Source organism: Curtobacterium sp. UNCCL20 (genome assembly GCF_900101675.1).
Classification (GTDB): domain Bacteria; phylum Actinomycetota; class Actinomycetes; order Actinomycetales; family Microbacteriaceae; genus Curtobacterium.
In genome coordinates this window covers 32,225-56,028 of record NZ_FNKG01000002.1, presented here as the reverse complement: position 1 = coordinate 56,028, position 23,804 = coordinate 32,225, and the positions used below count along the sequence as shown (strand labels likewise).

Annotated in this window: 27 protein-coding genes; 14 read left to right on the top strand and 13 right to left on the bottom strand. The window is 65.9% G+C overall.

The features are described from left to right. The first annotated feature begins 11 nt into the window (after nt 1-11). Nucleotides 12-758 carry an SDR family NAD(P)-dependent oxidoreductase gene (locus BLT36_RS09600; protein WP_092094658.1) on the top strand — a complete coding sequence of 249 codons (747 nt, stop codon included), beginning with the start codon at nt 12-14 and terminating at the stop codon, nt 756-758. A gap of 102 nt (nt 759-860) precedes the next feature. Here BLT36_RS09600 and aqpZ read toward each other — a convergent pair whose 3' ends face one another. After that, nucleotides 861-1,661 carry an aquaporin Z gene (gene aqpZ / locus BLT36_RS09595; RefSeq protein ID WP_092094656.1) on the bottom strand — a complete coding sequence of 267 codons (801 nt, stop codon included), beginning with the start codon at nt 1,659-1,661 and terminating at the stop codon, nt 861-863. A gap of 96 nt (nt 1,662-1,757) precedes the next feature. Next, nucleotides 1,758-2,210: an Asp23/Gls24 family envelope stress response protein gene (locus BLT36_RS09590; protein ID WP_092094654.1), complete on the bottom strand. Its 453-nt coding sequence runs from the start codon at nt 2,208-2,210 to the stop codon at nt 1,758-1,760. A gap of 291 nt (nt 2,211-2,501) precedes the next feature. Between BLT36_RS09590 and BLT36_RS09585 the strand changes: the two genes are divergently transcribed. Then, nucleotides 2,502-3,014: an RNA polymerase sigma factor gene (locus BLT36_RS09585; RefSeq protein WP_139166430.1), complete on the top strand. Its 513-nt coding sequence runs from the start codon at nt 2,502-2,504 to the stop codon at nt 3,012-3,014. Between the two features lie 19 nt (nt 3,015-3,033). On the opposite strand, the gene BLT36_RS09580 is transcribed toward BLT36_RS09585, so the two are convergent. Then, nucleotides 3,034-3,975, bottom strand: coding sequence for a LysR family transcriptional regulator (locus tag BLT36_RS09580; protein ID WP_092094650.1), 942 nt, complete (start codon nt 3,973-3,975; stop codon nt 3,034-3,036). Between the two features lie 120 nt (nt 3,976-4,095). Here BLT36_RS09580 and BLT36_RS09575 point away from each other — a divergent pair, with 120 nt between their 5' ends. Further along, a complete protein-coding gene (locus BLT36_RS09575; protein ID WP_092094648.1) occupies nt 4,096-5,055 on the top strand; it encodes a putative oxygenase MesX in 960 nt (319 codons plus the stop codon). Nucleotides 5,056-5,085: 30 nt separating this feature from the next. Beyond that, the gene (locus BLT36_RS09570; RefSeq protein ID WP_092094646.1) at nt 5,086-6,135 is read left to right on the top strand and encodes a methionine synthase; all 1,050 of its coding nucleotides are present in this window, start codon (nt 5,086-5,088) and stop codon (nt 6,133-6,135) included. Nucleotides 6,136-6,321: 186 nt separating this feature from the next. Here the strand turns inward: BLT36_RS09570 and BLT36_RS09565 are convergent, their stop codons facing one another. Genes BLT36_RS09565 through BLT36_RS09550 form a run of 4 tightly spaced genes read right to left on the bottom strand, consistent with a single transcriptional unit; the run spans nt 6,322 to nt 8,646 of the window. After that, nucleotides 6,322-6,765, bottom strand: coding sequence for a DUF1648 domain-containing protein (locus tag BLT36_RS09565; protein ID WP_092094644.1), 444 nt, complete (start codon nt 6,763-6,765; stop codon nt 6,322-6,324). Further along, entirely contained in the window at nt 6,765-7,733 is a 969-nt protein-coding gene (locus BLT36_RS09560) for a serine hydrolase domain-containing protein (RefSeq protein ID WP_092094642.1), read from the bottom strand. Before BLT36_RS09560 ends, BLT36_RS09565 begins: the two co-directional genes overlap by 1 nt. Then, a complete protein-coding gene (locus BLT36_RS19175; RefSeq protein WP_217638288.1) occupies nt 7,625-7,864 on the bottom strand; it encodes a PLDc N-terminal domain-containing protein in 240 nt (79 codons plus the stop codon). The genes BLT36_RS09560 and BLT36_RS19175 overlap by 109 nt, the downstream gene beginning before the upstream one ends. A 32-nt stretch (nt 7,865-7,896) precedes the next feature. Beyond that, nucleotides 7,897-8,646 (bottom strand): hypothetical protein, encoded by a 750-nt coding sequence (locus BLT36_RS09550; RefSeq protein ID WP_139166429.1) that lies wholly within the window; start codon nt 8,644-8,646, stop codon nt 7,897-7,899. 455 nt (nt 8,647-9,101) lie between these two features. Here BLT36_RS09550 and BLT36_RS09545 point away from each other — a divergent pair, with 455 nt between their 5' ends. The 3 genes from BLT36_RS09545 to BLT36_RS09535 all read left to right on the top strand — a co-directional run bounded on the left by BLT36_RS09545 (nt 9,102) and on the right by BLT36_RS09535 (nt 10,455). Continuing rightward, on the top strand, nt 9,102-9,482 hold the full coding sequence (locus BLT36_RS09545) for a hypothetical protein (RefSeq protein WP_092094636.1): 381 nt from the start codon (nt 9,102-9,104) through the stop codon (nt 9,480-9,482). 54 nt (nt 9,483-9,536) lie between these two features. Beyond that, nucleotides 9,537-9,953, top strand: coding sequence for a hypothetical protein (locus BLT36_RS09540; protein ID WP_092094634.1), 417 nt, complete (start codon nt 9,537-9,539; stop codon nt 9,951-9,953). A 76-nt stretch (nt 9,954-10,029) separates the two neighbouring features. Continuing rightward, nucleotides 10,030-10,455, top strand: coding sequence for a PRC-barrel domain-containing protein (locus BLT36_RS09535; RefSeq protein ID WP_092094632.1), 426 nt, complete (start codon nt 10,030-10,032; stop codon nt 10,453-10,455). Between the two features lie 124 nt (nt 10,456-10,579). Here the strand turns inward: BLT36_RS09535 and BLT36_RS09530 are convergent, their stop codons facing one another. Then, a complete protein-coding gene (locus BLT36_RS09530; protein WP_092094630.1) occupies nt 10,580-10,867 on the bottom strand; it encodes a hypothetical protein in 288 nt (95 codons plus the stop codon). Nucleotides 10,868-11,163: 296 nt separating this feature from the next. On the opposite strand from BLT36_RS09530, the gene BLT36_RS09525 reads away from it, so the two are divergent. The 7 genes from BLT36_RS09525 to BLT36_RS09495 all read left to right on the top strand — a co-directional run bounded on the left by BLT36_RS09525 (nt 11,164) and on the right by BLT36_RS09495 (nt 17,580). Then, the gene (locus tag BLT36_RS09525; RefSeq protein ID WP_092094628.1) at nt 11,164-11,724 is read left to right on the top strand and encodes a hypothetical protein; all 561 of its coding nucleotides are present in this window, start codon (nt 11,164-11,166) and stop codon (nt 11,722-11,724) included. Nucleotides 11,725-12,309: 585 nt separating this feature from the next. Continuing rightward, nucleotides 12,310-13,368 carry a hypothetical protein gene (locus BLT36_RS09520; protein ID WP_139166428.1) on the top strand — a complete coding sequence of 353 codons (1,059 nt, stop codon included), beginning with the start codon at nt 12,310-12,312 and terminating at the stop codon, nt 13,366-13,368. A gap of 173 nt (nt 13,369-13,541) precedes the next feature. Beyond that, complete coding sequence (locus BLT36_RS09515; protein WP_092094624.1) at nt 13,542-14,423, top strand: DUF4238 domain-containing protein; 882 nt, start codon at nt 13,542-13,544, stop codon at nt 14,421-14,423. Between the two features lie 256 nt (nt 14,424-14,679). Continuing rightward, the gene (locus tag BLT36_RS09510) at nt 14,680-15,222 is read left to right on the top strand and encodes a hypothetical protein (RefSeq protein ID WP_139166427.1); all 543 of its coding nucleotides are present in this window, start codon (nt 14,680-14,682) and stop codon (nt 15,220-15,222) included. A 41-nt stretch (nt 15,223-15,263) separates the two neighbouring features. Then, nucleotides 15,264-15,677, top strand: a complete 414-nt coding sequence (locus tag BLT36_RS09505) for a helix-turn-helix domain-containing protein (protein WP_056069870.1) — start codon at nt 15,264-15,266, stop codon at nt 15,675-15,677. After that, nucleotides 15,667-16,188 (top strand): hypothetical protein, encoded by a 522-nt coding sequence (locus BLT36_RS09500; protein ID WP_092094619.1) that lies wholly within the window; start codon nt 15,667-15,669, stop codon nt 16,186-16,188. The genes BLT36_RS09505 and BLT36_RS09500 overlap by 11 nt, the downstream gene beginning before the upstream one ends. A 345-nt stretch (nt 16,189-16,533) precedes the next feature. Further along, nucleotides 16,534-17,580 carry a hypothetical protein gene (locus BLT36_RS09495; protein WP_092094617.1) on the top strand — a complete coding sequence of 349 codons (1,047 nt, stop codon included), beginning with the start codon at nt 16,534-16,536 and terminating at the stop codon, nt 17,578-17,580. A 137-nt stretch (nt 17,581-17,717) separates the two neighbouring features. Here BLT36_RS09495 and BLT36_RS09490 read toward each other — a convergent pair whose 3' ends face one another. The 5 genes from BLT36_RS09490 to nrdH all read right to left on the bottom strand — a co-directional run bounded on the left by BLT36_RS09490 (nt 17,718) and on the right by nrdH (nt 23,461). Then, a complete protein-coding gene (locus tag BLT36_RS09490; protein ID WP_092094615.1) occupies nt 17,718-18,728 on the bottom strand; it encodes a hypothetical protein in 1,011 nt (336 codons plus the stop codon). Nucleotides 18,729-19,504: 776 nt separating this feature from the next. Next, nucleotides 19,505-20,479, bottom strand: a complete 975-nt coding sequence (gene nrdF, locus BLT36_RS09485; RefSeq protein ID WP_092094613.1) for a class 1b ribonucleoside-diphosphate reductase subunit beta — start codon at nt 20,477-20,479, stop codon at nt 19,505-19,507. A 98-nt stretch (nt 20,480-20,577) separates the two neighbouring features. Next, complete coding sequence (nrdE, locus tag BLT36_RS09480) at nt 20,578-22,683, bottom strand: class 1b ribonucleoside-diphosphate reductase subunit alpha (protein WP_092094611.1); 2,106 nt, start codon at nt 22,681-22,683, stop codon at nt 20,578-20,580. 17 nt (nt 22,684-22,700) lie between these two features. Further along, nucleotides 22,701-23,117 (bottom strand): class Ib ribonucleoside-diphosphate reductase assembly flavoprotein NrdI, encoded by a 417-nt coding sequence (nrdI, locus tag BLT36_RS09475; RefSeq protein WP_092094610.1) that lies wholly within the window; start codon nt 23,115-23,117, stop codon nt 22,701-22,703. Nucleotides 23,118-23,227: 110 nt separating this feature from the next. Then, nucleotides 23,228-23,461: a glutaredoxin-like protein NrdH gene (gene nrdH, locus BLT36_RS09470; RefSeq protein ID WP_017886897.1), complete on the bottom strand. Its 234-nt coding sequence runs from the start codon at nt 23,459-23,461 to the stop codon at nt 23,228-23,230. Nucleotides 23,462-23,804 lie beyond the last annotated feature (343 nt).

Here is a 23,804-nt window from a genome sequence, read left to right as displayed (position 1 = left end):
CGGAGGACGACATGACCGGAACACTGCAGGGAAGGACAGCGCTCGTCTCGGGCGGGACGTCGGGGATCGGGCTCGCGGTCGTGCACCGGTTCGTCGACGAAGGGGCGCACGTCTTCGTCACCGGACGGCGCCAGGAAGCACTGGACGCCCTCCGTGGGGAACTCGGCGACGCCGTCACCCCGATCCGCGCGGACGCCACCGAGGCGGACGGCATCGCGACGGTCTTCCGTGCCGTCGCCGAGCGAGGGTCGGGCCTCGACGCCGTGCACGTCAACGCCGGGATCGGAGAGTTCAAGCCACTCGCCGAAGTCACCGCGGATGACTTCGAGGCGACCTTCGGCACGAACGTCCGCGGCACCACCCTCACCGTGCAGGGTGCGCTGCCGTTCCTGCGCGAGGGATCCGCGATCGTGGTCACCGGGTCCACGGCGGCCTCCGGCACCGAGCCGTCGTTCGGGCTCTACGGTGCCTCGAAGGCCGCGATCGCCACGCTCACCCGCACGTGGGCAGCCGAGCTCGCACCGCGGCGCATCCGGATCGACACGGTCGTCCCGGGGCCCACCGAGACGCCCGGGCTGAAGGGGCTCGCTCCGGGCAACGGCGACGCCCTCTTGGCACAGATGGCCAGCGGGATGCCGCTCGGCCGACTCCTGCGACCGGAGGAGGTCGCCGCCGCAGTCCTGTTCCTGGTGTCCGACCAGAGCTCCGGGATGACGGGCAGCGAGCTCCTCGTCGACGGCGGCAGCACCATCGCCTGAACCGGCCACACGGCGCGACGGGAGGCGCGGTGCCAGCTGGCACCGCGCCTCCCGTCATGGTTCACCGGTCTCAGCGCTCACCGGTCTCAGCGCTCACCGGTCTCAGCCGGTGACCCGCCCCCGCCCGGCGAACCGGACGATCAGTCCGGAGATCACGGCGCCGAGGATCGGCGCGACGATGAACACCCAGAGCTGCCCGAGCGGCGTCGCTCCGCCGTAGACCGCAGCGGCGATCGAGCGAGCCGGGTTCACCGACGTGTTGCTCACCGGGATGCTCACGAGGTGGATCAGGGTCAGGGTGAGGCCGATGCCGAGCGGTGCGACCGCCGCGTACTCCTTCTTGGCGGTGATCGACAGGATCACCGCGATGAACACACCGGTCAGGACGGCCTCGGTCAGGAACACGGAACCGAGCCCGTAGCCGCCGGGGCTCGACGAGCCGTAGCCGTTCGAGGCGAACCCGCCCTCCCGAGCGGCCTCGAAGGCCCCGGACTTGCCGCTGAGGACCGCCGCGAGGATGCTCGTCGCGACCACGCCGCCGACGACCTGCGCGACGATGTAGCCGGCCACGTGGCGCGCGTTGGTCCGTCCGGCAGCCAGGAGCCCGAGGGTCACGGCCGGGTTGAAGTGGCCGCCGGAGATGTGCCCGACCGCGGAGATGCCGGCGACGAGCGTCAGACCGAACGCGAGTGCGACGCCGAGGTAGCCGACGCCCTGCTGGTTGTCGGTCGCGCTCGGCACGTTCGCCGCGAAGAGCGCGGTGCCGACTCCGCCGAGCACGAGCAGGAAGGTGCCGAAGAACTCGGACGCGTACCGAGCGAGCGGCGACCACTCGGCGGCGTCTTCGCGGCGCTGTTCTGATGTAGAGGTGCTGACGGCTTGCTTGCCGTTCTTCTTCGCCATGGAGGGCTCCTCGTGATGAGCGGCAGGACGCTGCGCGTCCTGCCGCAGGGAAGGGGTGGGTCAGGGAACGCGCCGGCGAGAGCGCCCGCGAGCGGGTTACTCGACGCGCGACTCCTGCTTGTCGTCGGCGTCGTCGTCACCCGGGATGTGGACGTCCTGGACGGTCACGTTGACCTCCGCGACCTCCATGCCCACGATCTGGGTCAGCGCACGGGACACCGACGAACGCACGCCGTCGGCGACCTGCTGCAGCGGGACCGGGTACTCGGCGACGATCACGACGTCCGCGGCGACCTGCTTCTCGCCGACCTCGACCTTGACGCCCTGACCGAGGTCGCGCTGGCCGATCGCGTCACGGATCGCGCCGATCGCGCGGGCCGCGCCGCTGCCGAGCGAGTGCACGCCGTTGACCTCGCGGGCGGCGATGCCGGCGACCTTCTCGACGACGGTGTCGTCGATGACGGTCTTGCCGGACGGGTTCGAGCCGGCGGAGTGGTTCGCGGCCGCGCGGGTGCCGGCGATCGTGTTGGGGGTCGCGGTGTCAGTCATGTCGTTTCCTTCCGGTCGTCCCGCCGGGCGTTCCAGCGGGTGCTGTTCAGGGAGGAGACGGGGCTCCCCGCGCGGAAGTCACACGTCGTCGGAATCACCCATCGACTTCCCAGACAACGCCCGTCCCCGGACCGACCTGTCCCCCGATCCGGAGTGCCACCGGGCACCGACACACAAGAGAACGGCCGTTCTGTCCCATCCTCTGGGGTATCCCCGCCCCCTGCCCGCAGGTACCGCTCCTCCGAACCCTCGGCACCCGCACCACCTCCCAGGATCGGAACCACCGTGCTGATGCCCGTACCCGTCGCCACCCCGGACGACTTCGCCGCCATCGTGCGCGGCCACGCCGGACTGGTCCGCGCGACCGCGATGAGCATCCTGCACTCCCGAGCCGATGCGGACGACGTCGTCCAGGAGACGTTCCTCGCTTCCTGGGAGCACCTGCACACGATCGACGACGTCGCAGCGATCGGCGGCTGGCTCGTGACCACCGCACGACGGCGGAGCGTCGACCGACTGCGGTGCGCGACGAACCAGTCGAGCACCGAACTGGACGAGACGTACGCCGCGCCGGGCGAATGGGCGCCCGCCGTCGTCGCCGAACGTGCCGAGCTCGTCCGTGGCGCGCGACGGGTGCTCGCCGGGCTGCCGGCGACCCAGCGACGGTGCTGGGAGCTCCGGCACCTCGACGGTCTGGCCTACCAGGAGATCGCGGAGGTGCTCGAGGTGCCGGTGTCGACGGTGCGCGGACTGCTCGTCCGGTCGCGGGAGACGTTCGAGCGGGAGATGGCAGGGTGGCGGTGAGCTCGGTCCGACGCCCCGCTCAGCCGAGCGGCTCGACGCCGTAGCCCACGACCACCGCCCGCAGTTCGTCCAGGTACGTCTGCGCCTGCACGGTGAGGGGCACCGAGGCGTGTGCGATCCAGCCGATCTCGATGCGTTCGTCGACGTCGAGGGGGATGGCGACGATCTCCGGGTCGAGGTCGTCGCTGATGAGGCCCGTCGAGATCGTGTACCCGCCGAGGCCGATCATGAGGTTGAAGATCGTCGCCCGGTCCGAGACGCGGATCTCCCGCTTGCTCGACATCGTCGACAGGATCTCCTCGGCCAGGTAGAAGGAGTTGTTCGCGCCCTGGTCGAACGTGAGCCGGGGCAGGTCGGCGAGGTCGGCGAGGGTCGCACGAGCACGGGACGCGAGCGGGTTCCGCCTGGCCACGAAGATGTGCGGCTGCGCGACGAACAGCGGTGTGAACACGACCCCGGCGTCGCGCAGCAGCTTGCCGAGGACCTGCTTGTTGAAGTCGTTGCGGTAGAGGATGCCCACCTCGCTCCGCAGCGTCCGGACGTCCTCGATGATGTCCCAGGTGCGTGTCTCGCGGAGCGAGAACTCGTACTCGTCCGCGGCGGCGCCCTCGACCATCCGGACGAAGGCCTCCACCGCGAACGAGTAGTGCTGGGCGGACACCCCGAGCAGCCGACGCGACCGCTGGCCGCCGACGTAGCGCTGCTCGAGAAGGGAGACCTGCTCGACGACCTGCCGCGCGTACCCGAGGAACTCGACGCCGTCGACGGTGAGCACGACGCCCCTGGCCGATCGGGTGAACAGCGGGCGTCCGATCCGCGTCTCGAGGTCCTTCATCGCCGCGGACATCGTCGGCTGCGACACGTAGAGCAGGTCGGCCGCTGCGCTGATCGAACCCTCCGTCGCGACCTCGATGAAGTACCGGAGCTGCTGCAGGGTGATGTCGTTCGAGACCCGGGCCATAGGCCGAGGCTATACCGGTGCATAGCGTCTCGGTATTACCTGATGGCTCGTCATTCCCGCCATGATCGATTCATCCTTCCCACCGTGCCCACGGGCCGCTCGACGAACAGATTGCCGACCATGGCGAACGACCTCACCTTCAGCATCACCAGGACGCGCTTCGACGAGGACTACTCCCCCGCCGACAGCTCCCGGCTGACCACGAACTTCGCCAACCTCGCGCGCGGCGAGCAGCGTCAGCAGAACCTCCGTGCTGCGCTGGCGATGATCGACGGGCGCGCGAACGACCTCGCCGGGGTGCGTGACCGCTACCGCCTGGAACTCGACATCGTCTCCGCCGCACTCGCGTTCTCCGACGGTGGGTCGGATGCCGAGTTCCCGCTGCTCGAGATGCTCGACGTCACGATCGTCGATCAGCACACCGGCGAGCGCCACCACGGCATCCTCGGCAACAACTTCTCGTCGTACCTGCGCGACTACGACTTCTCGGTGCTGCTGCCGTCATCGCCGGGCTTGCCGTCTGACTTCGGGGCGCTGCACGGGGCCCTCTTCCAGCGCTTCCTGGAGTCGTCCGCGTTCCGGGACCAGTTCACGGCGGAGCCCGTCGTCTGCATCAGCGTCTCGACGAGCCAGACCTACCGCCGCACCGGGTACGTCCACCCCGTCCTCGGCTCCGAGTACGAGCACGAGCACTCCTCGCTCACCGACGACTACTTCGGCCGGATGGGCATGCGGGTCCGGTACTTCCAGCCCGCCGGAGCGTCGGCCCCGCTCGCGTTCTACACGCGCGGCGACCTGACCGTCGACTACACGGACCTCCAGCTCATCGGCACGATCGCCACCATGGAGACGTTCCAGAAGATCTACCGCCCGGAGATCTACGCCGCGAACACCCCGGCCGGGAGCACCTACCGCCCCACGCTCGACCACACCGACTTCACGCCCACTCCGGTCACCTACGACCGTGAGGAGCGCAGCCGCCTCGGGATCACCCAGGGCCGGTGGACCGAGGAGCACCTCGTCACACCCCACCGCGCACTCCTCTCGCGGTTCGCTGCCGACTCCGTCCCTGCCCGCTGACCTCCTCTGACCGACTGGACCGACACTCCCATGAGCTCTCTCCTCCCCACCTCGATCGTCGGTAGCCTGCCGAAGCCCTCCTGGCTCGCCGAGCCCGAGCGACTCTGGTCCCCCTGGCTCCTCGACGGCGCCGCACTCACCGAGGGCAAGCAGGACGCACTCCGCTCCGCCGTCCACGAGCAGGAACGGCGCGGGATCGACATCGTCAGCGACGGCGAGCAGACCCGTCAGCACTTCGTCACGACGTTCATCGAGCACCTCGACGGAGTCGACCTCGACCGCAAGGAGACCGTCCGGATCCGCGACCGGTACGACGCGGCCGTCCCGACCGTCGTCGGCGCCGTGAGCCGCCGGGCGCCCGTGTTCGTGGACGACGCCCGCTTCCTGCGCGCGCAGACCGACCGGCCGATCAAGTGGGCACTGCCCGGCCCGATGACCATGATCGACACGCTCTCCGACCAGCACTACAAGTCTCGCGAGAAGCTGGCGTGGGAGTTCGCCACGATCCTCAACCAAGAGGCCCGCGAACTGCAGAACGCCGGCGTCGACATCATCCAGTTCGACGAGCCCGCCTTCACCGTCTTCCACGACGAGGTGCAGGACTGGGGCGTGGCCGCGCTCGAGCGTGCAGCCGAGGGGCTCCGCGCCGAGACCGCCGTGCACATCTGTTACGGGTACGGCATCGAGGCGAACAACAAGTGGAAGGAGACGCTCGGCGCCGAGTGGCGCCAGTACGAGCAGTCCTTCCCGCTGCTGCAGCAGTCCTCGATCGACATCATCTCGCTCGAGTGCATCCACTCGCACGTGCCGCTCGACCTCGTCGAACTCATCCGCGGGAAGAAGGTGATGCTCGGCGCGATCGACGTCGCGACCGAGACCGTGGAGACTCCGGAGGAGGTCGCGGAGGTGCTCCGTCGGGCGCTCGAGTTCGTCGATGCCGACAAGCTCATCCCGAGTTCGAACTGCGGGATGGCTCCCCTCGCGCGAGATGCCGCGCTGGACAAGCTCAGTGCACTGTCCGCTGGTGCGGACATCGTGCGGGCCGAGCTCGTCGGCGCGGCGGTCCCGTCGGCCCGCTGATCGCCGCGAAACACCACGGCGGCTCTCTTCCGAAAGGTGGAGGGCCGCCGTTCGTGTTGCGTCCGCCGCATGCGCGGCTTTCGGTCCGGCCTGGAGGCGCGGCTTCCGTCCGGCCGGCAGGTCGCGTTGGTACTGCCCTCGCCTTCACAGCCCCTCGACCGCGGTCGCCGTCTCAGCGATCCGCTTTCAGTCCCTCGCGAGGGGAAGCAGCCAGTACGGAACGAACGCCCACGCGGGCACCGCCGCGAGAAGCCACCAAGCCGTCGGACTCAACGTCGAAGCCGCCAATCCCACGATGATCAGCCAACTCATCGCGAGCACCGCGACGAACCCTGCGGTGACCGCACACGAGATGCGACCTCTGCGCCGGTCTCGAGCAAAAGCGGACCCGACAGCCGCCACGAGGAACAGCGCCTGTACCGCCGCGAGCAGGATGGCGGTCCCCAACGGTGTTCCGTACCCGCTCGGGCTGCCATCCGGGCCGAACGTCGTCGCGATCCGTTCGGGTAACCGATCCCACCAGGCGCCGGTGACCGCGACCTCGACCACGACGGGGAACGCAGCAGCGATGGCAGCGAAGACCCCCTCTCGCCTGCGTCGGCCGCGGGCGCCGGACATCGGTGCGGTCATCAGCGATTGCACGTCTCCCGCACTTCCCGCTCGATGAGCGCCGTGGCGATAGCGTCGGCCGCATGCGGAGCCTTTGCGAGCGCGTGGACCGCCGCGGTGACTCCTGCCGCGCTGGCGATCACCACTCCTGCCGCTCGCACCTCGCCGTTGATCCAGATCGATGCCCCTTCCCGCTGCCAGCTCACCGTGCGGGAGGGCCCCGCTTCAGGTTCGAGCACCCAGTCGGCGTAGCGACAGAGATCGTCGAACGTGGACCAGACGCCCCCTGCCGCCGCGAACGAGGACTCCCCGAGCGCCCACGGCTTGATCGCGCGACCGAACAGCTTCGGCACCACCCGGTCCGCCGGAGCTGGCACGAGCGCCGCAGAGCTGATCCCCGCCGGGTCGAGGACGTGCTGGCGCACAGCGGCGAACCAGTCGCCGTGCACCTCGTCGAGGACCGCGCCCAGGAGCGCGTACCCCAGGTTCGAGAACACGAACTGCCCTCGGGGTGCGACCGGCACCGCGACTGCTTGTTCGATGGGAACGCCGACGGCCTCTCGGTACGGGTCGCCGAACAGGCGGCCGCGCATCGTAGCCGCCAGCCGTGGCAAACCCGAGGTGTGGAGGACGAGGTCCGCAACGGTCATCTCGGAGTCGGGCACGCCTGGGAGGTAGTGCACGACCGGCCGCTCGACCTCGAGTGTGAGCCAAGCCGTCGTGCCCACGAGTCCCTTCGTGATGCTCCCCCACTCGAGCATGGAGGCGGTGGCGTAGGGCCCACGGGGCTCGCGGACCGCTCGCCAGCCGTCGGGTGCGCGAAGACTCGCACGCCAGTGCCCAGATGGCGTCCGTGAATCTCGCACGACGGCTCCGACCACTACGAGCCGAACCCATCTCCGTTGGCTTCGCTCGACCGCTCGCGGCACCGTGCGATGAGCCACGTTGCCGGCCCGATGATCGGGACGAAGAGGACGACAAGTGTCCATACGATCAAGCGACGGCCTGAGGTCGACCCGGATCGCATCAACGAGATGAACGCTGCGAGTGCGAGGAACAGCGCGATGAGTGACACGGTCATCAGCACTCCGTCGAGCGCGGTCGGAACGAGCGGGTTCATGGTCGACTTCTCGGTCCAAGACGTCAATTCGTTCACTCCCAGCGGTTGTAGGTGATCGCGCCGTTGCCCTTGGCGCTGAGCCGCTGGACCGCGGAGTACGTGCTCCACGCAATCGTTCCCCATGGGGTCGGCACGCCACGCTTCACGACGACCTTGCACTTCGCGGTGGCCTGTCCGCCACTGATGTAGCCGCTGCTCTTGGAGGTCGTCACCTGCGTGAATGGCTGGACGTTCCTGACAACCGTGCACGAGTACCCGAGCATCTTCCTCGCCGTGGTGCCGCTGTACTCGTACGACATCGCGACCTTCGTCTCGGTGAGCCTGATTCCAGCGAAGGCGAACCACTGCGTACCCCAGGACGACCGCGATGCCGCCCTGGTCCCCACCCCGACGCCATCTTCGTTTCGCACGGCCGCCGACGGTTCCACTTCTCCCCACTCGAAGTCCCCGCTCGTGCGAACGGTCACAGGGCCAAGGACCCTCTCGTCGGAGGCGGCAGTTGCGGCAGACGCAACAGCCGGATCCAAGAAGAACGACGCGAGCTCATGCCGCTGTTCAGCGCTGAGGTTTTCGAAAGCCGCGACGTCAGACGAGGCTCCGGAAGCAACGAGGTCGGCGCGGATAGCCGACAACACTGCAGACGACGTTCGCGGAGCGGCAACGTCGCGGGCGGCGGACGGTGCGGCCACAGCGTTGGCTGGCGCGGCACCAATGATGGAGGTGGCGACGACCGCGCAAACTGCGCCGATCGGGACCATCCGTCCGTAGGTCGGCTGCTTCATGAAACTTCCCCTCACTCTCCGGCCCCAACGCCGGGTCTCGTAGCCGGCAGCGTTGCCGACGGTGAGCAGTTAACTTTCGATACATCAGATACGCAACTTTAGACTCGAGTCGGGCGTGTCGCCTCCAGACGCGGGGCGAAAGCGTGCGGCCGTGCCCGGGCCTCGCCCGAGGGATGACAATGCTCGACATGCTCCAGCGCGAGAAGTTGGCGGAAGCTGCTTCCCCGTGACCGCCAGTCGCGATGCGCCTCCCCGCAGTCCGCCAGCCGCGTACAGTCCCAGCCAACGCAGCACTGGCGGAAGATCGGGAAACGCGATGCGACTGATCACGGGGACGACACGGGTCGTCGCACTGGCAGCGGGAGCGCTGATCGGTCTCGCGCCGCCAGCGACCGCGGCCGGATTGGGAACGATCACGGTGCAGCTCACGACGCTGGACGGCACCGCTATCCGATTTGGCGGACGTCGAACTCGCAGCGATCGGCGCCGACGCCGTCGTCGGGAACGCCACCACCGATGACGACGGCACCGCGACGCTCACCGGCATCCCCACCCCGGAGACGGTCACGGTGGCGACACGGCAGCTCCCGCCGCACGGTGCCGATACCTACACGCCCGGGCTCCGCTCGGACATCGAGGTTCGCAGTGGTTCGACCGCCTTGGTCACCCTGCCGCTCGTGGTCGGCGCCACCGTGCAGGGCGAGGTTGTCGGCCCCACCGGACCCGCCGCCAGACGCGTCATGTACGCATGGAACGAGGACACCTCGCAGGTGATCCGGACGACCTCCGACAGTGCGGGCAAGTACCAGTTCGTCGGGTTGGGCGCGGGGAACTAGCGCATCGAGGCGTACGCCAGCGGAACCTCGTCGCCCGCGGTCTGGAAGACCCGGGTGTACCAGCACCGCGGCACGCTCCCGGCTTCGCAGGTAACGCTGTCGCGGCACTACGCGCACAGCGACTACGACCTGATCGTCTACGCCGCCTCGGCTTCCCGCGACCCGTCAGCGCAACTCAGCGGCGCGAGCGCCACCGTGACGAACGCGACGACCGGAGCGTCGTTCTCCACCAGGTTCTCCACCCTGCTCGACAACGAACAGACAGCACAGTTCCAGATCCCCTCCGGGCAGTACCTGGTGGAACTGCGCACGGCGGCGACATCCACAACACCCGCACGAGCCCTGTGGCTCGCACGTCCCGGCGGCGTGTACCGGTACGTCTCCGACCGGGCACAGGCCGTCCCGGTGAAGGTCGTGTTCGGCGGTCACAACTTCTGGGGCGGGTCGTTCTCGGAGACAGCCTCGCGCTGAGTGCTCCGTGAAGCCCTCGGGGTCGCTTCACGATCGCTGACACGGTCGGGTCAGCCCTGGAGCGTTGACTGCACGCATGATTACCAAGAACGAGATCCACGAGGTCGAGAACGCGCCCGTCCGAGACCGTGACGGCGCGTCGGTCGGCAAGGTCGCGCAGGTGTTCCCTTCCGACAAGGACGGCAGCGCCGCGTTCGTCAGTGTCGCGACAGGGCTGCTCGGAAGTCACCACACGCTCGTGCCGGTCGAGGACGCCACTTTCGACGGCACGGACCTGCACGTCGGGTACACGAAGAGTGCGATCAAGGACGCGCCCTCCCCCGGGGCCGGGAACGCCCTGTCAGTCAGCGAGGCGAACGCCGTGCGCAAGCACTTCGGGCTGTCGCCCGCCGGCAAGGCGACCGGCGACATGGGCGACCCGCACGAGAACCTCGACCAGGCGGGCACCGGCCCTGCGGGCGCGGACGACACCGAGGGTGCGGGCACGACGCCGCCTGCGTGAGCGCTTCTGGGGCTCGCGCCGTCGCGCCTGCTGGATGCGCGCCTCCAGGCCCGGACTGGAGGCGCGGCAGCAGCCCGCGCCGCCGGTCACGCCGATGCGGCGTCACCCTGGTGCGTGACGACGCTCAGTCCCAGGGACCGTACGCGGTGCCGAGGTGCTCCTCACCGAACGGCGCGATCGGCAGTGCAGCGAGGCTCGCGATCCCCGCCTGCAGGAGCGCCGCCCGTGAGGTCCCGACGCGTCCGATTGCGCCCATTCCCTCGATGACCCCGTGCCCGACCGCCGCGGACACCAGCTGCGTCCGGATCCGGACGATCGGGTGCTCGGCACTCCGCATGACGGGCTGGACCACCTCGACGGCCTCCGCGGTGTCGCTGAGGAAAGAGATGCCGTACCGGCTGGTCGCGTTCACCGAGCATGAAGTCGACATGGCAGCGCTCGGCTTCGACCCCGACACAATCGGCTTTGCCGGCACCGAACTCATCCGGCCCGCCGACCCCACGGTCTTCCTCACCGCAGCCGCCGCCGGCTACACGGACCGCACCGACGACATCATCACCGCGAGCACGCTCCTCCGCGCTGACTACCGCAACGCTGACGACGCAGCATCACTGCAAGAAGATCACTGCAAGAAGCCCGCGACCGGCTACAGTTCCTCGCCGACACCGGCTACGACCTCCGCAACAACCTGCCCAGCTGACGGACACAATGACCCTCATACTGCAGGCCGATCATTCGCTGGCCGTCCTTCCGCGGATCGGGACCACCCTCATGTCGGACGACGACGAGCTTTGGTATCACGACCACAAGACGAACGCGCAGTGGGAGCGCCTCGACAACCTAGGGCAAGCAGAAGACGTCCTCCGGTCCCGAACGGACCGGAACCCCTGGGCTGGCATCGGCCGATACTCCCGTCGCAACGCAGACGGCGACTTCGAGCAGCTACACCTCTTCGAGGTCCTCGGCTGGGCAGACCGCGTCTACGTCTGCGGCGATATCTCCCGGATCGGGTCCCAGTGGCGATGGAGCAGCTGGCCAGCTGACGCTCTCGGTAGAGACCGCACGCTCAGTACGGTCGGACCCGCCTGGTATCAGGCCGCCGTCTACGAGCAACAAGTCGTCTCAGTCAACGATGCTGTTGCACAGCTGCGTCCTGCGCTACCCGCCGTAGAAGGACTCTCAGAGCAGGGAGCCCGCTACCTCTGGCTACCACGCGAACGCGACCTGGCACCGAATACGCTTCTCCGCGTCCCAATCCCGGACAGCTAGCTCTCACTGTTCGTTCCCGGACAGCTAGCTCCCACCGTGTGTTCCCGGAGAGGGCGGTAGCGGCGGTGACCTCTGGTGCACTCCGCTGCGCCAAACCCACGCCGTAACCTTGGATTCGCCGCGCCCCGCCTCCACCCGGACGGCGTCCCGCGTCATGCTCCGCGCAACCGCGTCATCCCGATGAATCAACCGGTCCGGAAACCGGAACCACGAATAGACCGGCAGCGGCTTGTCAAGCTCACGCACCTCCGCCCCACGCGCCTCCACCTCGAGCGAGAACAGCGGAGACGGCACCCAACGATCAGAACGACGACGGCCCACAGGACGAAGCGTAGGAGCGAACACCGACGCCCGAGACGTGTCCGCGTGCGGCACCCCATCACCGAGACGAGCTGCGGACCAGCCATGTGAGACTGCCGCCGCGTCGGCCAATGTCCGTACTTCAGGCTTGCTCTAGGGAAGCACCGGTCGGATTGGGCTGAACTCGTTGCAGGACTGCTACGCGAGACGGGCGGCTCGTCGTCGACACTGACCCGCCAGTTCCCCTAGTCTCATCGCAGACTGAAGCACATGAGGGGGAATTGCATGGCAACGAAGGAAGAAAAGGCTCAGAACAGAGTCTCGTTCGTGACACAGCTCGCGCCTGTGGATGAGCCCGGCCGCGCACTCCACGCCATCGTTCGATCGGTGCTTCGGGCAATGGTCGATCAAGTTCCACAGAGGTCGCTCAACGTAGTGCAGTCCACGAAAGAGGACCTCACGATGGATCAGCTTGCGGCCGTGTCTCGACTGCATCGTGACAAGGGCATGGCTGGGGACGGTTTCGAGTGGGCTGTTCACGAGGCGATCGCTGGCGGTGAAAAGCGAGTCATTGACCCCCTGGCGGAAGCCATGCAGGCTTCGTCTCGCGCCTTCAAGACTCTCGACAAGCCGACCTCGTTGCTCTTCGGCCAAGAACGGGCGAAGTACAACGGATTCCTCGACGCGGTCGTCGAGACCGCGGCTGACGAAGCAGTCCTCCTTGCCGACGGACGTGGGCACCCGCCTAAGTTCGCGCGGTGGATTCGTGAGGCGGCACGGGGCGAGGCAGCCGAAGCAGATCTAGGCGCACGGCTCAAGAAGGTGTGGCAGACAGACCTTTTTGTCAGCGACGAGGGTCGTCATCGTCACCTCGCCGTGACGATCAAGAGCAATAAGGAAGCCTTGACGGGAGGGCCGGGCCTCCGACTAGCGATAGTCCCCGAGCACCGCGACCTGCCCTCAGGGGTCTCGAGGCAGGAGACAGTTGCAGGAGACAAACTTATAGTCGTCACTTTGGCAGATCCGACCGGTTTCTGGGGCCTCTACAAGAACGGTTTTGCCGCCGTCGCCGAGGCGATAACCACGCTTGGCCACCACGACCGCATGGCCGCCTACTGGGCTAAGCCCGATCCGGCCGCGCAGCGAATCCAGCAGAAACTCGAGCAGTATGGCTCTGTCAAGGTGTCCGAGGTTGAGGCCGCTCTCGATGAGGTTGCGCAAGAGGGACTCGTCGGCGTCGAAGAGCACTTGCTGTCCGTGGATGCTCCTTCCTGGTTGCGCTTGGGTTCTCCAGATGCGGAAGCATCTCGACTCGCCCCTAGGCCGTCCTTCAACCTGTCTTAGGCCAGCCCGCCGCGGTGGCCCGCCGGCCAGAACATACTCTTGAGCGGCTTGGATAAGTGCAACTTTGCGCTCCTTCCTGAGCGGAGGCCGTTCGACTAGCCATCGGTCATCAGTCATTCAGTTGAATACCGGAAATGAGCATGTGTCGGCGGGGCGAGATGTAGGGTCGGCTTATGCCAGGCAGCAAGCGCCACCATTGGATTTCGCAGATGGTGCTGCGTCAGTTCGCCGACGCGCAGGGACAGGTTCACGTCGTCGACGTCGTCGAGGAGCTGCCACCGCGGCGCGCGAACCCAAGGGATGTTTTCCATCGCAACAACGCACACCGCATCACCGGGCTACCGGTAGAGCCCGACTTCTTCGAGCAGGCGCACAGCCGAGTTGAGTCCGACGCCTCTCGAGTGATTCGCCGGTGGGAGGCCGACCAGAGTGCCGTCGTGACTTCGTTGGACCGCGACGTGATGACGCGATTTCTCACCCTTCACATGCTTAGGCAGCCCAGCGTCATGAACAATGCTCGGACGCAGACTGCAGCTGAGCTCGGGTCGCTGACGCCGGAAGAGGAGCAGGACTACATGGTGTGGGCCGCATCCCTTCCTGCTCTCCTCGATGATGACTGGTTCAGCATCGACCTGAACAACGCCGAGCGGTGGCAGCAGTACAAGGAGGCGTTCTGTGGTTACGAGTGGTCACTCCAGCGCTTTCCTGAGCGGTCGCTCGTACTTGGGGACCGACTCGTCTCCGGCTTCGGGCACCGCTTTGCTGAGCCAGGCACATGGGAGTGGTCACAGGGCCAGCACGCCCGCGCAGGCGTAGGCGTCGCTAGACGTCTTAGCGTGCCACTCTCTCCAACCCTCGGCTTACTGCTTGCCTATGAGGGCCGCCCGACCTCACTCACCGCGGACCGATTCAATCTGACGTCAGTGACATCTGCAGAGAGAACTATCGTGCAGCACCGCGAATTCTCTCACTCGTCGCCGAGCAGAGCCGCGTACGTTGCGGAGCTTGTGCAGCGGCGTCGAGCGTTCGAGCGCACTGGGTTGAGCGCCCGATAGTCGATCCGTTACTGAAACGTCGGCAGCAGGGTGCTACCCGCCCGAGAGCCCACCGTCGTCGAACTACTTGCGCTGGCGGAGGCCTGCGTTGATGAAGCCGTCGGTATCGTCATCGAACACCGCGGACGGGTCGTTGACCTGGTGCCCTCATCACGGTCCGCGGCGAGGTGGGACGGGCGGGTCACTTGTTGGTGGTGGGATGAAATCCGACCGGTGGCCTCCGGGCGCTGTCGCCCGCTGACCATAGACTCAGGCTGTGACCGACGGCGAGGTGCGAAGCGATGGTTCTGCGTCCGTGTGCACCAAGGAGGACTGCGCTCCAATCCGCCATCATTGGTACGCCTCCGATGGCACGCAAGAACACCGAACCGTTGCCGGCCAAAACGTGGCGCAGGCGCTCCGACAACTGCTCACTGAGGCTGGACTCGAGGGCGAGGACCGGGACCGCGTCATGGGTGAGGTCGCGGCCCGCATGAAGCGACTGGTGCAAGGCAAACTTCTGCCGATTCACCACGTGAAGGGCCCGATGGAGACCGTGACCGGCATCGACCTCTTCGAGGTTCGAACACAGGTGTACCGCGGCGAGGGTATCGACGGGGTGCTGGTACGCGTCTACCACGTCGAGCCCGTCGACCTAACTCGGGTAGGGGGCTCCACCGTGGTAGGGCTGCATATGCATCTCAAGGACGTCTCAGACCCGAAGCAGGTCCGTAGCCGCCAAGACGAGGAGCTGCAGCACGCCCGCAAGCGTTACTTCGAGGGACGCGGTGGCCAGTGGGGCGGAGCCTCGCTCCCGTAACTACTGGCGGGTTCACAGCAGTGCCATATAGGCTGCGGCCTATGACCATCGAGTTCGACGACGGGCTGGGGTTCGAGGCAGAGGAGACGCCGTCCGAGCGTCTTGCCCGGCAGCTCGCAGACGCCGACCTTCAACTGATCGCCCAGATCCGTGCCAAGCGGATTGAGCTCGGCCTCTCGCAGGCCGAGCTCGGACGGATGCTGCACATCAGCCAAGCAACGGTTTCCGAGTTCGAGAGCGGGATGACCGAACCAAAGATGCAGACCGTCCGCCGCTACGCACATGCCCTCGGCCTGCTGATCGAGCACTCCGTCCGCGACGTTGACGCCACCTACGAGCCAGGGCGCGACGCCGTTGAGATCGAGCTCACCAGTGGTGCGAGATTCACCGCGCAGACCGGCTCATACACAGCACTGGCCAACTCGAAGCGAACGGACTTCGCCATTGCAGCGTGACGACCGCGTCGACGGTGACGAGCAGTTGGCGTCCAGCCGAGTCGTCGGGGACATCCATGAGCTGGTCGAACTGGTTGAGCTGGAGGACGTCTTTCTCTGGGAGGAACGAAGCCGCCGCATCGACGAGACGAAGACCGAAGGTGACGAGGTCCCTCGAGTGCGGAACGTGATGAACGTTGCGGACCGCGCCGACGGACTCGGAATCGGCTTTCGGTTCCGGATGACCTTCGACGACCGCCAAGGCAACGAGTTCATTGCCGATCTTCAAGCACAGTACGAAACACCGGAGCGACTCGAAGTCAGCCAAGAGCTGCGAACCGAATTCGCCGAAAGGGTTGCCTTCTTCACGGTCTACCCGTATCTGCGGGCCTCGATACAGACTGCCGCCGCCCGTATGGGGGTTTCCGCACCGGTGCTGGCGATCGTGCGTGCTGGACAGTTCAAACTGGGTTCACCCATGAGCGCAGACGCCGCAGCAAACGAGTTCGAGGACAGGGCACCCGAAGAGTAGAACCACAGCGACTGTTGCGGGTCAGAGGTGATCGGGGCTGCGGAGTGCGGGCTCAAACCGGCGACGCTCCAAGAAGTTCCGAACAACCCCGTTTCGCCGAGGTCGGCGCTTTAGCTCACGGGACCTCTCGAAGGCGCTCGCGTGCAGTGGTCACGACAGCTTGCAGCCCGGAACCTCGTCCGTGCAATCACCGAAGGCTTCTCGGGCATACAACGAACCCTCTGGGTTCGACAAGCACTGGCCGGCTCGCCTGCCCACCACAGTCAGGACAGCCCGTCGAAGGCGGCCCTAGGTGGGTGTTTAGGCGGATGCGTGGCGGAGCTTCAACACGACGAGAGGTCACCTGTGCTCGAAACAGCGCTCATCCAACCGGGCATCGACGCCTCCGAACAGATGGAGTCCATGCTCGCCAGCGATTTGCACGCAATCATCTGGCGTCACGCCCCACACGATTCAGATGGTGCGGATCTCCGCGACTACGTTCTCGGCGCTGCTCGGAGTGTGCGGTCGAACTTGTATAGCGCGCTCGTGCAGCTCGCTTCGTACCGCGAGGCACGATACAAGCTCGACAACGCTCTCATCCTCGCGCTCCCGCGCACCGGCTCTATCCCGCGAGGGCCTCACATCGACGAGCTCGGCGCGCGGCTCAACGCTCATCAGCAAGCGCTCTTCACCGCGCTAGGTGCTGCACTTGACTGCACCGCTGCCGTCTGCGTCGCCGTCAGTGGGTTGAAGATGAACGTTCGGCGGGCTCAGATGCCGGCGCTCTTGCCTACCTCTGACGATGCGGACTTCCCGACCGAAGGTCGGAGTCAGAGCCTGAAGAGGGCGATGCGGTCGGCGCCGGAGCGTGTGGCCGAGCTGCAGCATCAGATTCTGCGCGGGATCCGCGGCTCATACATGTCCGCCGGGCCTCCCGGCTGGCTGCGTTGGATGCTTGATGCTCGGAACACCGCCGTACATCGCGAACAGTCAGCAAGTTACGTCTTCTTCGAGGGCGACAAGAAGACAGGCTTGACCGTCTATCGGAACCTGCAACGCCACCCGCAGATGAGCAACCTGCAGTCCGTGCGATCAGCGGATTCGCCTGCAGCGATGCTCCTTGAAGAAGATGCAATGGTGACGATGCGAGAGTGCGTCCGGTCAACAGGCCTCGTCGTGAACGGCGTGGGCGCAGTTATCGAGACAGAGTGGGCGAAGCGCCGAATCGCTCTGGATATCCGTGTGCCCATCAGTGAGCAGTGGGACGCAGCGGATCCATCTACTTTCGATGGCTTCAAACCCGGGTCGGCGAAGTTTGTGCCAAAGCCCGGCACCGTGCTGTTGATGAACCCGCGGGACAGCGCACGGCTCGCGGCCGGCGGTGCTCTCGATTCTTCTGAGAAACGCTGAGGCTTCGAAGCGTCGGCGCAGCAGTGTCGCAAAAAGCCGGGGTGATCCGCCTACCAGAGGTCGGTGGGCTCAGGCGGCTTGCGCCTTCGCTGCGGCAGCTCTCAGCGCCACTTCTGGCGTGACGCTGGTGTGCCCACCTACTCGGGTTCGTCGTCGCGATCGAAGCGGCTGAGGTATGTCCGGACGGAGCGGAACGTGTCGACGCCGACGAGAATGCCCTCGCCCGGTGAGCCAAGGGTGGTCAGTACCCAGCCGGCGCCGGCTGCGACTCCGGCGCCGACCGCCAACGGTGTCCGCGCGGCGCCGGCCCACAGCTCGAGGTAGCTGCGCAAGCCAGCGAAGCTGAGGGTCCGATCTACCAGCTCATCTGAGACACCGAGCTGATCCTGCGCGGCCGGGAGGCTCGCCTCGAGTTCGCTGCGGACCGGCTCGGGTGCGGCGTCGTATGCCGCCTTGAAGTCATCAGCAGCTGCCCGGACACGGGCGTAGTCCACGCCCAGCGGGCCTGTTGTCGCCAATGCGTCCGCGAGGTTCTCGGTCGCCTGCAGCAGGCTCGGTGACTTCGCGACCGGTGCGTACATGGTGCCGAGACCATCGAGGCGTGTTGCGCTCCGGCCCTGGTACCCGGCAACCGCGACATCCAGCGAGGGCTTCACGATGCTGTCAAACCGGAGCTGCCGAAGAGTCTGGTGCTGCACCGCGTACGCGGAGATGGCCGGCTGCATGAGCCGGATCGTGCGCTGCAGCTCCTCGCCGTAGTTCAGGTCGAACTGTCGCACGCTCTCCAACGCCGGAGCGATCGCCTGCGCAGCCGAACGGTTCATCTGCGCGATGGCCTGCGCTGCGGGGGCGGCGTCTCGGATGATCTGCAACGCCGGTGCGAGCTGCTCAACCATCTGCTCACGCCACACCGCTGCCTGCGCTGCGTAGGGCTGCATGGCAAGGATGGCTGACTGGATAGACCGCATCGTCTGTGTGATCGAGACCTGCTGCAGGTTCGGGACCGTCGTTGCAGTTACCGCTGCCGTCAGCGCAGCGGTGCTCTTCTGCACAGCATCAATAGCTTCAGCTCCCGCCACTGAACCGCTATCGGCTTCTGACTCGTTCTCGCTGTCGTCCGGCTCTGCTTCCTGCGACACATCCGTCATTCGTTTGTCCTTCCCCATTTGTGGCGCACTCGCTCGCACCGGGATATCAGTGTGCCGGTTCCCCACACAGCCTTCGACCCAAGTTCACCGCAAGCGTGACGAATGATTCGAAGCAATCAAGTCGATCTGTCAACACATTCCACACTGGGGAACGAGTGGCAGCCTTGACGTCGGCAGACCCTGGAGACATCGACACCTGGTGGTGCCGGCGCGTCGGATCCGTCCCGCTCAGCCGCCCCCGAACCAGGAGGAAAGCGGCTCATGAAGTACTGACTACTTGCTACTGGCGGCCCCACGCCCAGTCGCCGACCCCGGAACCAGAGTTACCCGCAGAGACATTTGCAACCGCGCCACCGTCGCAAGATCCGGCCACGCCAGTCCTGCCAACACGTTCGCTAATGTCTGCGGATTCACCTCCGCCTCCAGAGCAACTGACCGGAGGGACCGCGACCCGATCGCGCTCCTAAGCCGCAATACGAACTGCCGGCCGAACTCGCCCAGCGAGTCTTCCCTTGACACTTCAGGCCAAGGCGTTGGACACAGGTCCAAAGGCCGCGGACGGCTCACGCGCGGCACATCAACCTCCCATGGTCCAACAGCGCACATTTACGGAAACCGGTGGCGCTCCGCAAAACCGGAGACCAGGCGAAACTGGCCAGAACTATGCAACTTCGGCCAACCACCGCGCGCTGCCGACCACATCTCATTCCTGCTTGGCCAAGTACCGGCTCGCGCATCACGAAGCCAGCGGGGCGTCCCCACGAGTCAGACCAGGATCAGAAGTCCCAGTCCTCGTCCTCGGTGTTCACGGCCTTGCCGATGACGTACGACGAGCCGGACCCCGAGAAGAAGTCGTGGTTCTCGTCGGCGTTCGGCGACAGGGCGGACAGGATCGCCGGGTTCACGTCCGTGATGTTCTTCGGGAACATCGGCTCGTAGCCCAGGTTCATCAGCGCCTTGTTGGCGTTGTAGTGCAGGAACTTCTTGACGTCCTCGGTGAGACCGACCTCGTCGTAGAGGTCCTGCGTGTACTGCACCTCGTTGTCGTACAGCTCGTACATGAGCGAGAAGGTGTAGTCCTTCAGCTCGTCGCGCTCGGCCTGCGTCGCCTGCTCGAGCCCCTTCTGGAACTTGTACCCGATGTAGTACCCGTGGACGGCTTCGTCACGGATGATCAGGCGGATGAGGTCCGCGGTGTTCGTGAGCTTGGCGCGCGAGGACCAGTGCATCGGCAGGTAGAAGCCGGAGTAGAACAGGAACGACTCGAGCAGCGTCGACGCGACCTTGCGCTTCAGCGGGTTGTCGCCCTGGTAGTAGTCCATCACGATGGACGCCTTCTTCTGCAGGTTCGGGTTCTCCTCGGACCAGCGGAATGCCTCGTCGATCTCCGGCGTCGACGCGAGGGTCGAGAAGATCGAGGAGTAGCTCTTGGCGTGCACCGACTCCATGAACGCGATGTTCGTGTAGACGGCTTCTTCGTGCGGGGTGATCGCGTCGGGGATGAGCGACACGGCGCCGACGGTGCCCTGGATGGTGTCCAGCAGGGTCAGGCCGGTGAACACGCGCATGGTCAGCTTCTGCTCGGCCGGCGTCAGCGTGTTCCACGACTGCACGTCGTTCGACAGCGGCACCTTCTCGGGCAGCCAGAAGTTGTTGACGAGGCGGTTCCAGACCTCGACGTCCTTGTCGTCCTGGATGCGGTTCCAGTTGATGGCCTGGACCCGATCAATGAGCTTCAGCTTCTCGACCAACGCACGTTTCCTTCAAGAGATGGTGACTAGGTGACGGCCTGGAGGCGCGGTGCGGGCTGGCACCGCGCCTCCAGGCCAAAGAGTGATCGCGTGAGCGATCAGAGCATGCAGCTAACGCAGCCCTCGACCTCGGTGCCCTCGAGCGCGAGCTGGCGGAGACGAATGTAGTAGATCGTCTTGATGCCCTTGCGCCATGCGTAGATCTGCGCCTTGTTGATGTCACGCGTGGTGGCGGTGTCCTTGAAGAACAGCGTCAGGGACAGGCCCTGGTCCACGTGCTGCGTCGCCGCGGCGTACGTGTCGATGATCTTCTCGGCACCGATCTCGTACGCGTCCTGGTAGTAGTCCAGGTTGTCGTTCGTCATGAACGGCGCCGGGTAGTAGACGCGACCGAGCTTGCCTTCCTTGCGGATCTCGATCTTCGACGCGATCGGGTGGATCGACGACGTGGAGTGGTTGATGTACGAGATCGAACCGGTCGGCGGGACGGCCTGCAGGTTCTGGTTGTAGATGCCGTGCTCCTGGATGGACGCCTTCAGCGCCTTCCAGTCGTCCTGCGTCGGGATGGTGATGTTCGCGTTGTCGAAGAGCGAGGCCACGCGAGCGGTCGCGGGGGTCCACGCCTGGTCGGTGTACTTGTCGAAGAACTCACCCGACGCGTACTTCGAGTCTCGGAATCCGTCGAAGGTCTCGCCGGTCTCGATCGCGATCTTGTTCGACGCGCGCAGGGCGTGGAACAGCACCGTGTAGAAGTAGATGTTCGTGAAGTCGATGCCCTCTTCGGAGCCGTAGTAGACGCGCTCACGAGCGAGGTAGCCGTGCAGGTTCATCTGGCCGAGGCCGATGGCGTGCGACTTGTCGTTGCCGTCCTCGACGGAGCGGACCGACGAGATGTGCGACATCTGCGACACCGAGGTGAGGCCGCGGATGGCGGTCTCGATGGTGCGACCGAAGTCCGGCGAGTCCATCGTCAGCGCGATGTTCAGCGAGCCGAGGTTGCAGGAGATGTCCTTGCCGATCTCCTTGTAGGAGAGGTCCTCGTTGAAGGTGGTCGGCGTGTTGACCTGCAGGATCTCGGAGCACAGGTTGGACATGTTGATCCGGCCCTTGATCGGGTTGGCCTTGTTCACCGTGTCCTCGAACACGATGTACGGGTAGCCCGACTCGAACTGGATCTCGGCGATCGTCGTGAAGAAGTCGCGCGCCTTGATCTTCGTCTTCTTGATGCGCGAGTCGTCCACCATCGCGCGGTAGTTCTCGGAGATCGGGACGTCGCCGAAGGGGACGCCGTAGACCTTCTCGACGTCGTACGGCGAGAACAGGTACATGTCCTCGTTGTTCTTCGCGAGCTCGAACGTGATGTCCGGAACGACGACACCGAGGGAGAGCGTCTTGATGCGGATCTTCTCGTCCGCGTTCTCGCGCTTGGTGTCGAGGAACTTCATGATGTCCGGGTGGTGGGCGCTGAGGTAGACCGCACCGGCACCCTGACGCGCACCGAGCTGGTTCGCGTAGGAGAAGGAGTCTTCCAGCAGCTTCATCACGGGGATGATGCCCGAGGACTGGTTCTCGATCTGCTTGATCGGAGCGCCGGCCTCACGGATGTTGGAGAGGAGCAGGGCCACACCGCCGCCGCGCTTCGAGAGCTGCAGCGAGGAGTTGATGCCACGCGAGATCGACTCCATGTTGTCCTCGATGCGGAGGAGGAAGCAGGAGACGAGCTCGCCGCGCTGGGCCTTCGCGGTGTTGAGGAACGTGGGGGTCGCGGGCTGGAAGCGGCCGGCGATGATCTCCTCGACGAGGTCGATCGCGAGCTGCTCGTTGCCCTGCGCCAGGCCGAGGGCGGTCATCACGACGCGGTCCTCGAAGCGCTCGAGGTAGCGCTTGCCGTCGAACGTCTTGAGCGTGTAGCTCGTGTAGTACTTGAACGCGCCGAGGAACGTCTGGAACCGGAACTTCTTCGAGTACGCCAGGTCGTTGAGCTTCTGGATGAAGTCGAGCGAGTACATGTCGATCGTCGCGCGCTCGTAGTACTCGTTCTCGACCAGGTAGTCGAGCCGCTCCTTCAGGTTGTGGAAGAAGACGGTGTTCTGGTTGACGTGCTGCAGGAAGAACTGCTTGGCGGCCTCACGATCCTTGTCGAACTGGATGTTCCCGTCCGCGTCGTAGAGGTTGAGCATCGCGTTGAGGGAGTGGTAGTCCATCCCCGTCTGCGGCGACGTCAGATCGACGTCTGCAACTGCTGCGTCCAAAATGCATCCAATCCTGAGTTGACCGCCGACACGTCGTCAGGGGTCCCGAAGAGTTCGAAACGGTAGAGAAGGGGGACGTTGCACTTCTGCGCGATGACGTCCCCGGCGAGGCCGTACGCCTCGCCGAAGTTCGTGTTGCCCCCGACGACCACGCCGCGGATGAGCGAGCGGTTGTGGGCGTCGTTGAGGAACTTGATGACCTGCTTGGGGACCGCTCCCTCGCCGTTGCCGCCACCGTAGGTGGGCAGGAACAGCACGTACGGCTCGTCCACGTGGAGGAAGGACTCGCTCGGGTAGAGCGGGATCCGGTCCGCGTCGCGGCCGAGCTTCTCGACGAAGCGCGCGGTGTACCCGGACACGCTCGAGAAGTAGACCAGTCGGCTCATGGTGCGCCTCCGGAGGAGAAGGAGCGGACGGACGGACCGTGGGTGTCCTGCGGCGGTGAGCCGAGCGTCCTGAACGAGCTCGGGTCACCGTCCGCCGGACGGGAGACGCCTCAGGCCAGTTCGGCGCTGAGGGTCGCGATCTTGTCGGGGCGGAAGCCCGACCAGTGGTCGTCGTCAGTGACGACGACCGGGGCCTGCATGTAGCCGAGGCTCTTGACGTGCTCGAGCGCGGCTTCGTCAGTGGAGACGTCGTGCACTTCGTACTCGATGCCCTTGTTGTCGAGCGCACGGTACGTCGCGGTGCACTGGACGCAGGACGGCTTGGTGTAGACGGTGACGGCCATGATCTCCCCTGGTTCTGCTGATGCTGTGGTGGGTGTTCTGGTGCTTGTGGACCGGCGTCCCTGCGCCTGTGAACGGTGCCCGTCGAAGCCGACTGGGCGCAGTTCCGGGGCGAGTGCTTTCCGGTGACTCGATACTACATCTAGTGGCCGACACCGCGACCGACCACAAGAGAAAGTGTTACAGCCGTGTAGTTCTCCACAGGCCATCCACACTGTGGAGACCTGCGCGCGGTGCTTCCGAAGCCCGGAATTCCGCCAGTCTCACCCCGACCACCGACACTCATCCACACCTTGTGGAGCAGATTGTCCCCGGGTGTGGACAACCGGCATCGGGCGTGTCGCG

Excerpts from the sequence above, each read along its gene's own strand:
- BLT36_RS09600 (WP_092094658.1), top strand. The coding sequence starts at position 12 with ATGACCGGAACACTGCAGGGAAGGACAGCGCTCGTCTCGGGCGGGACG.
- aqpZ (WP_092094656.1), bottom strand. The coding sequence starts at position 1,661 with ATGGCGAAGAAGAACGGCAAGCAAGCCGTCAGCACCTCTACATCAGAA.
- BLT36_RS09590 (WP_092094654.1), bottom strand. The coding sequence starts at position 2,210 with ATGACTGACACCGCGACCCCCAACACGATCGCCGGCACCCGCGCGGCC.
- BLT36_RS09585 (WP_139166430.1), top strand. The coding sequence starts at position 2,502 with ATGCCCGTACCCGTCGCCACCCCGGACGACTTCGCCGCCATCGTGCGC.
- BLT36_RS09580 (WP_092094650.1), bottom strand. The coding sequence starts at position 3,975 with ATGGCCCGGGTCTCGAACGACATCACCCTGCAGCAGCTCCGGTACTTC.
- BLT36_RS09575 (WP_092094648.1), top strand. The coding sequence starts at position 4,096 with ATGGCGAACGACCTCACCTTCAGCATCACCAGGACGCGCTTCGACGAG.
- BLT36_RS09570 (WP_092094646.1), top strand. The coding sequence starts at position 5,086 with ATGAGCTCTCTCCTCCCCACCTCGATCGTCGGTAGCCTGCCGAAGCCC.
- BLT36_RS09565 (WP_092094644.1), bottom strand. The coding sequence starts at position 6,765 with ATGACCGCACCGATGTCCGGCGCCCGCGGCCGACGCAGGCGAGAGGGG.
- BLT36_RS09560 (WP_092094642.1), bottom strand. The coding sequence starts at position 7,733 with ATGGACACTTGTCGTCCTCTTCGTCCCGATCATCGGGCCGGCAACGTG.
- BLT36_RS19175 (WP_217638288.1), bottom strand. The coding sequence starts at position 7,864 with ATGAACCCGCTCGTTCCGACCGCGCTCGACGGAGTGCTGATGACCGTG.
- BLT36_RS09550 (WP_139166429.1), bottom strand. The coding sequence starts at position 8,646 with ATGAAGCAGCCGACCTACGGACGGATGGTCCCGATCGGCGCAGTTTGC.
- BLT36_RS09535 (WP_092094632.1), top strand. The coding sequence starts at position 10,030 with ATGATTACCAAGAACGAGATCCACGAGGTCGAGAACGCGCCCGTCCGA.
- BLT36_RS09525 (WP_092094628.1), top strand. The coding sequence starts at position 11,164 with ATGACCCTCATACTGCAGGCCGATCATTCGCTGGCCGTCCTTCCGCGG.
- BLT36_RS09520 (WP_139166428.1), top strand. The coding sequence starts at position 12,310 with ATGGCAACGAAGGAAGAAAAGGCTCAGAACAGAGTCTCGTTCGTGACA.
- BLT36_RS09515 (WP_092094624.1), top strand. The coding sequence starts at position 13,542 with ATGCCAGGCAGCAAGCGCCACCATTGGATTTCGCAGATGGTGCTGCGT.
- BLT36_RS09505 (WP_056069870.1), top strand. The coding sequence starts at position 15,264 with ATGACCATCGAGTTCGACGACGGGCTGGGGTTCGAGGCAGAGGAGACG.
- BLT36_RS09490 (WP_092094615.1), bottom strand. The coding sequence starts at position 18,728 with ATGACGGATGTGTCGCAGGAAGCAGAGCCGGACGACAGCGAGAACGAG.
- nrdE (WP_092094611.1), bottom strand. The coding sequence starts at position 22,683 with ATGGACTACCACTCCCTCAACGCGATGCTCAACCTCTACGACGCGGAC.
- nrdI (WP_092094610.1), bottom strand. The coding sequence starts at position 23,117 with ATGAGCCGACTGGTCTACTTCTCGAGCGTGTCCGGGTACACCGCGCGC.
- nrdH (WP_017886897.1), bottom strand. The coding sequence starts at position 23,461 with ATGGCCGTCACCGTCTACACCAAGCCGTCCTGCGTCCAGTGCACCGCG.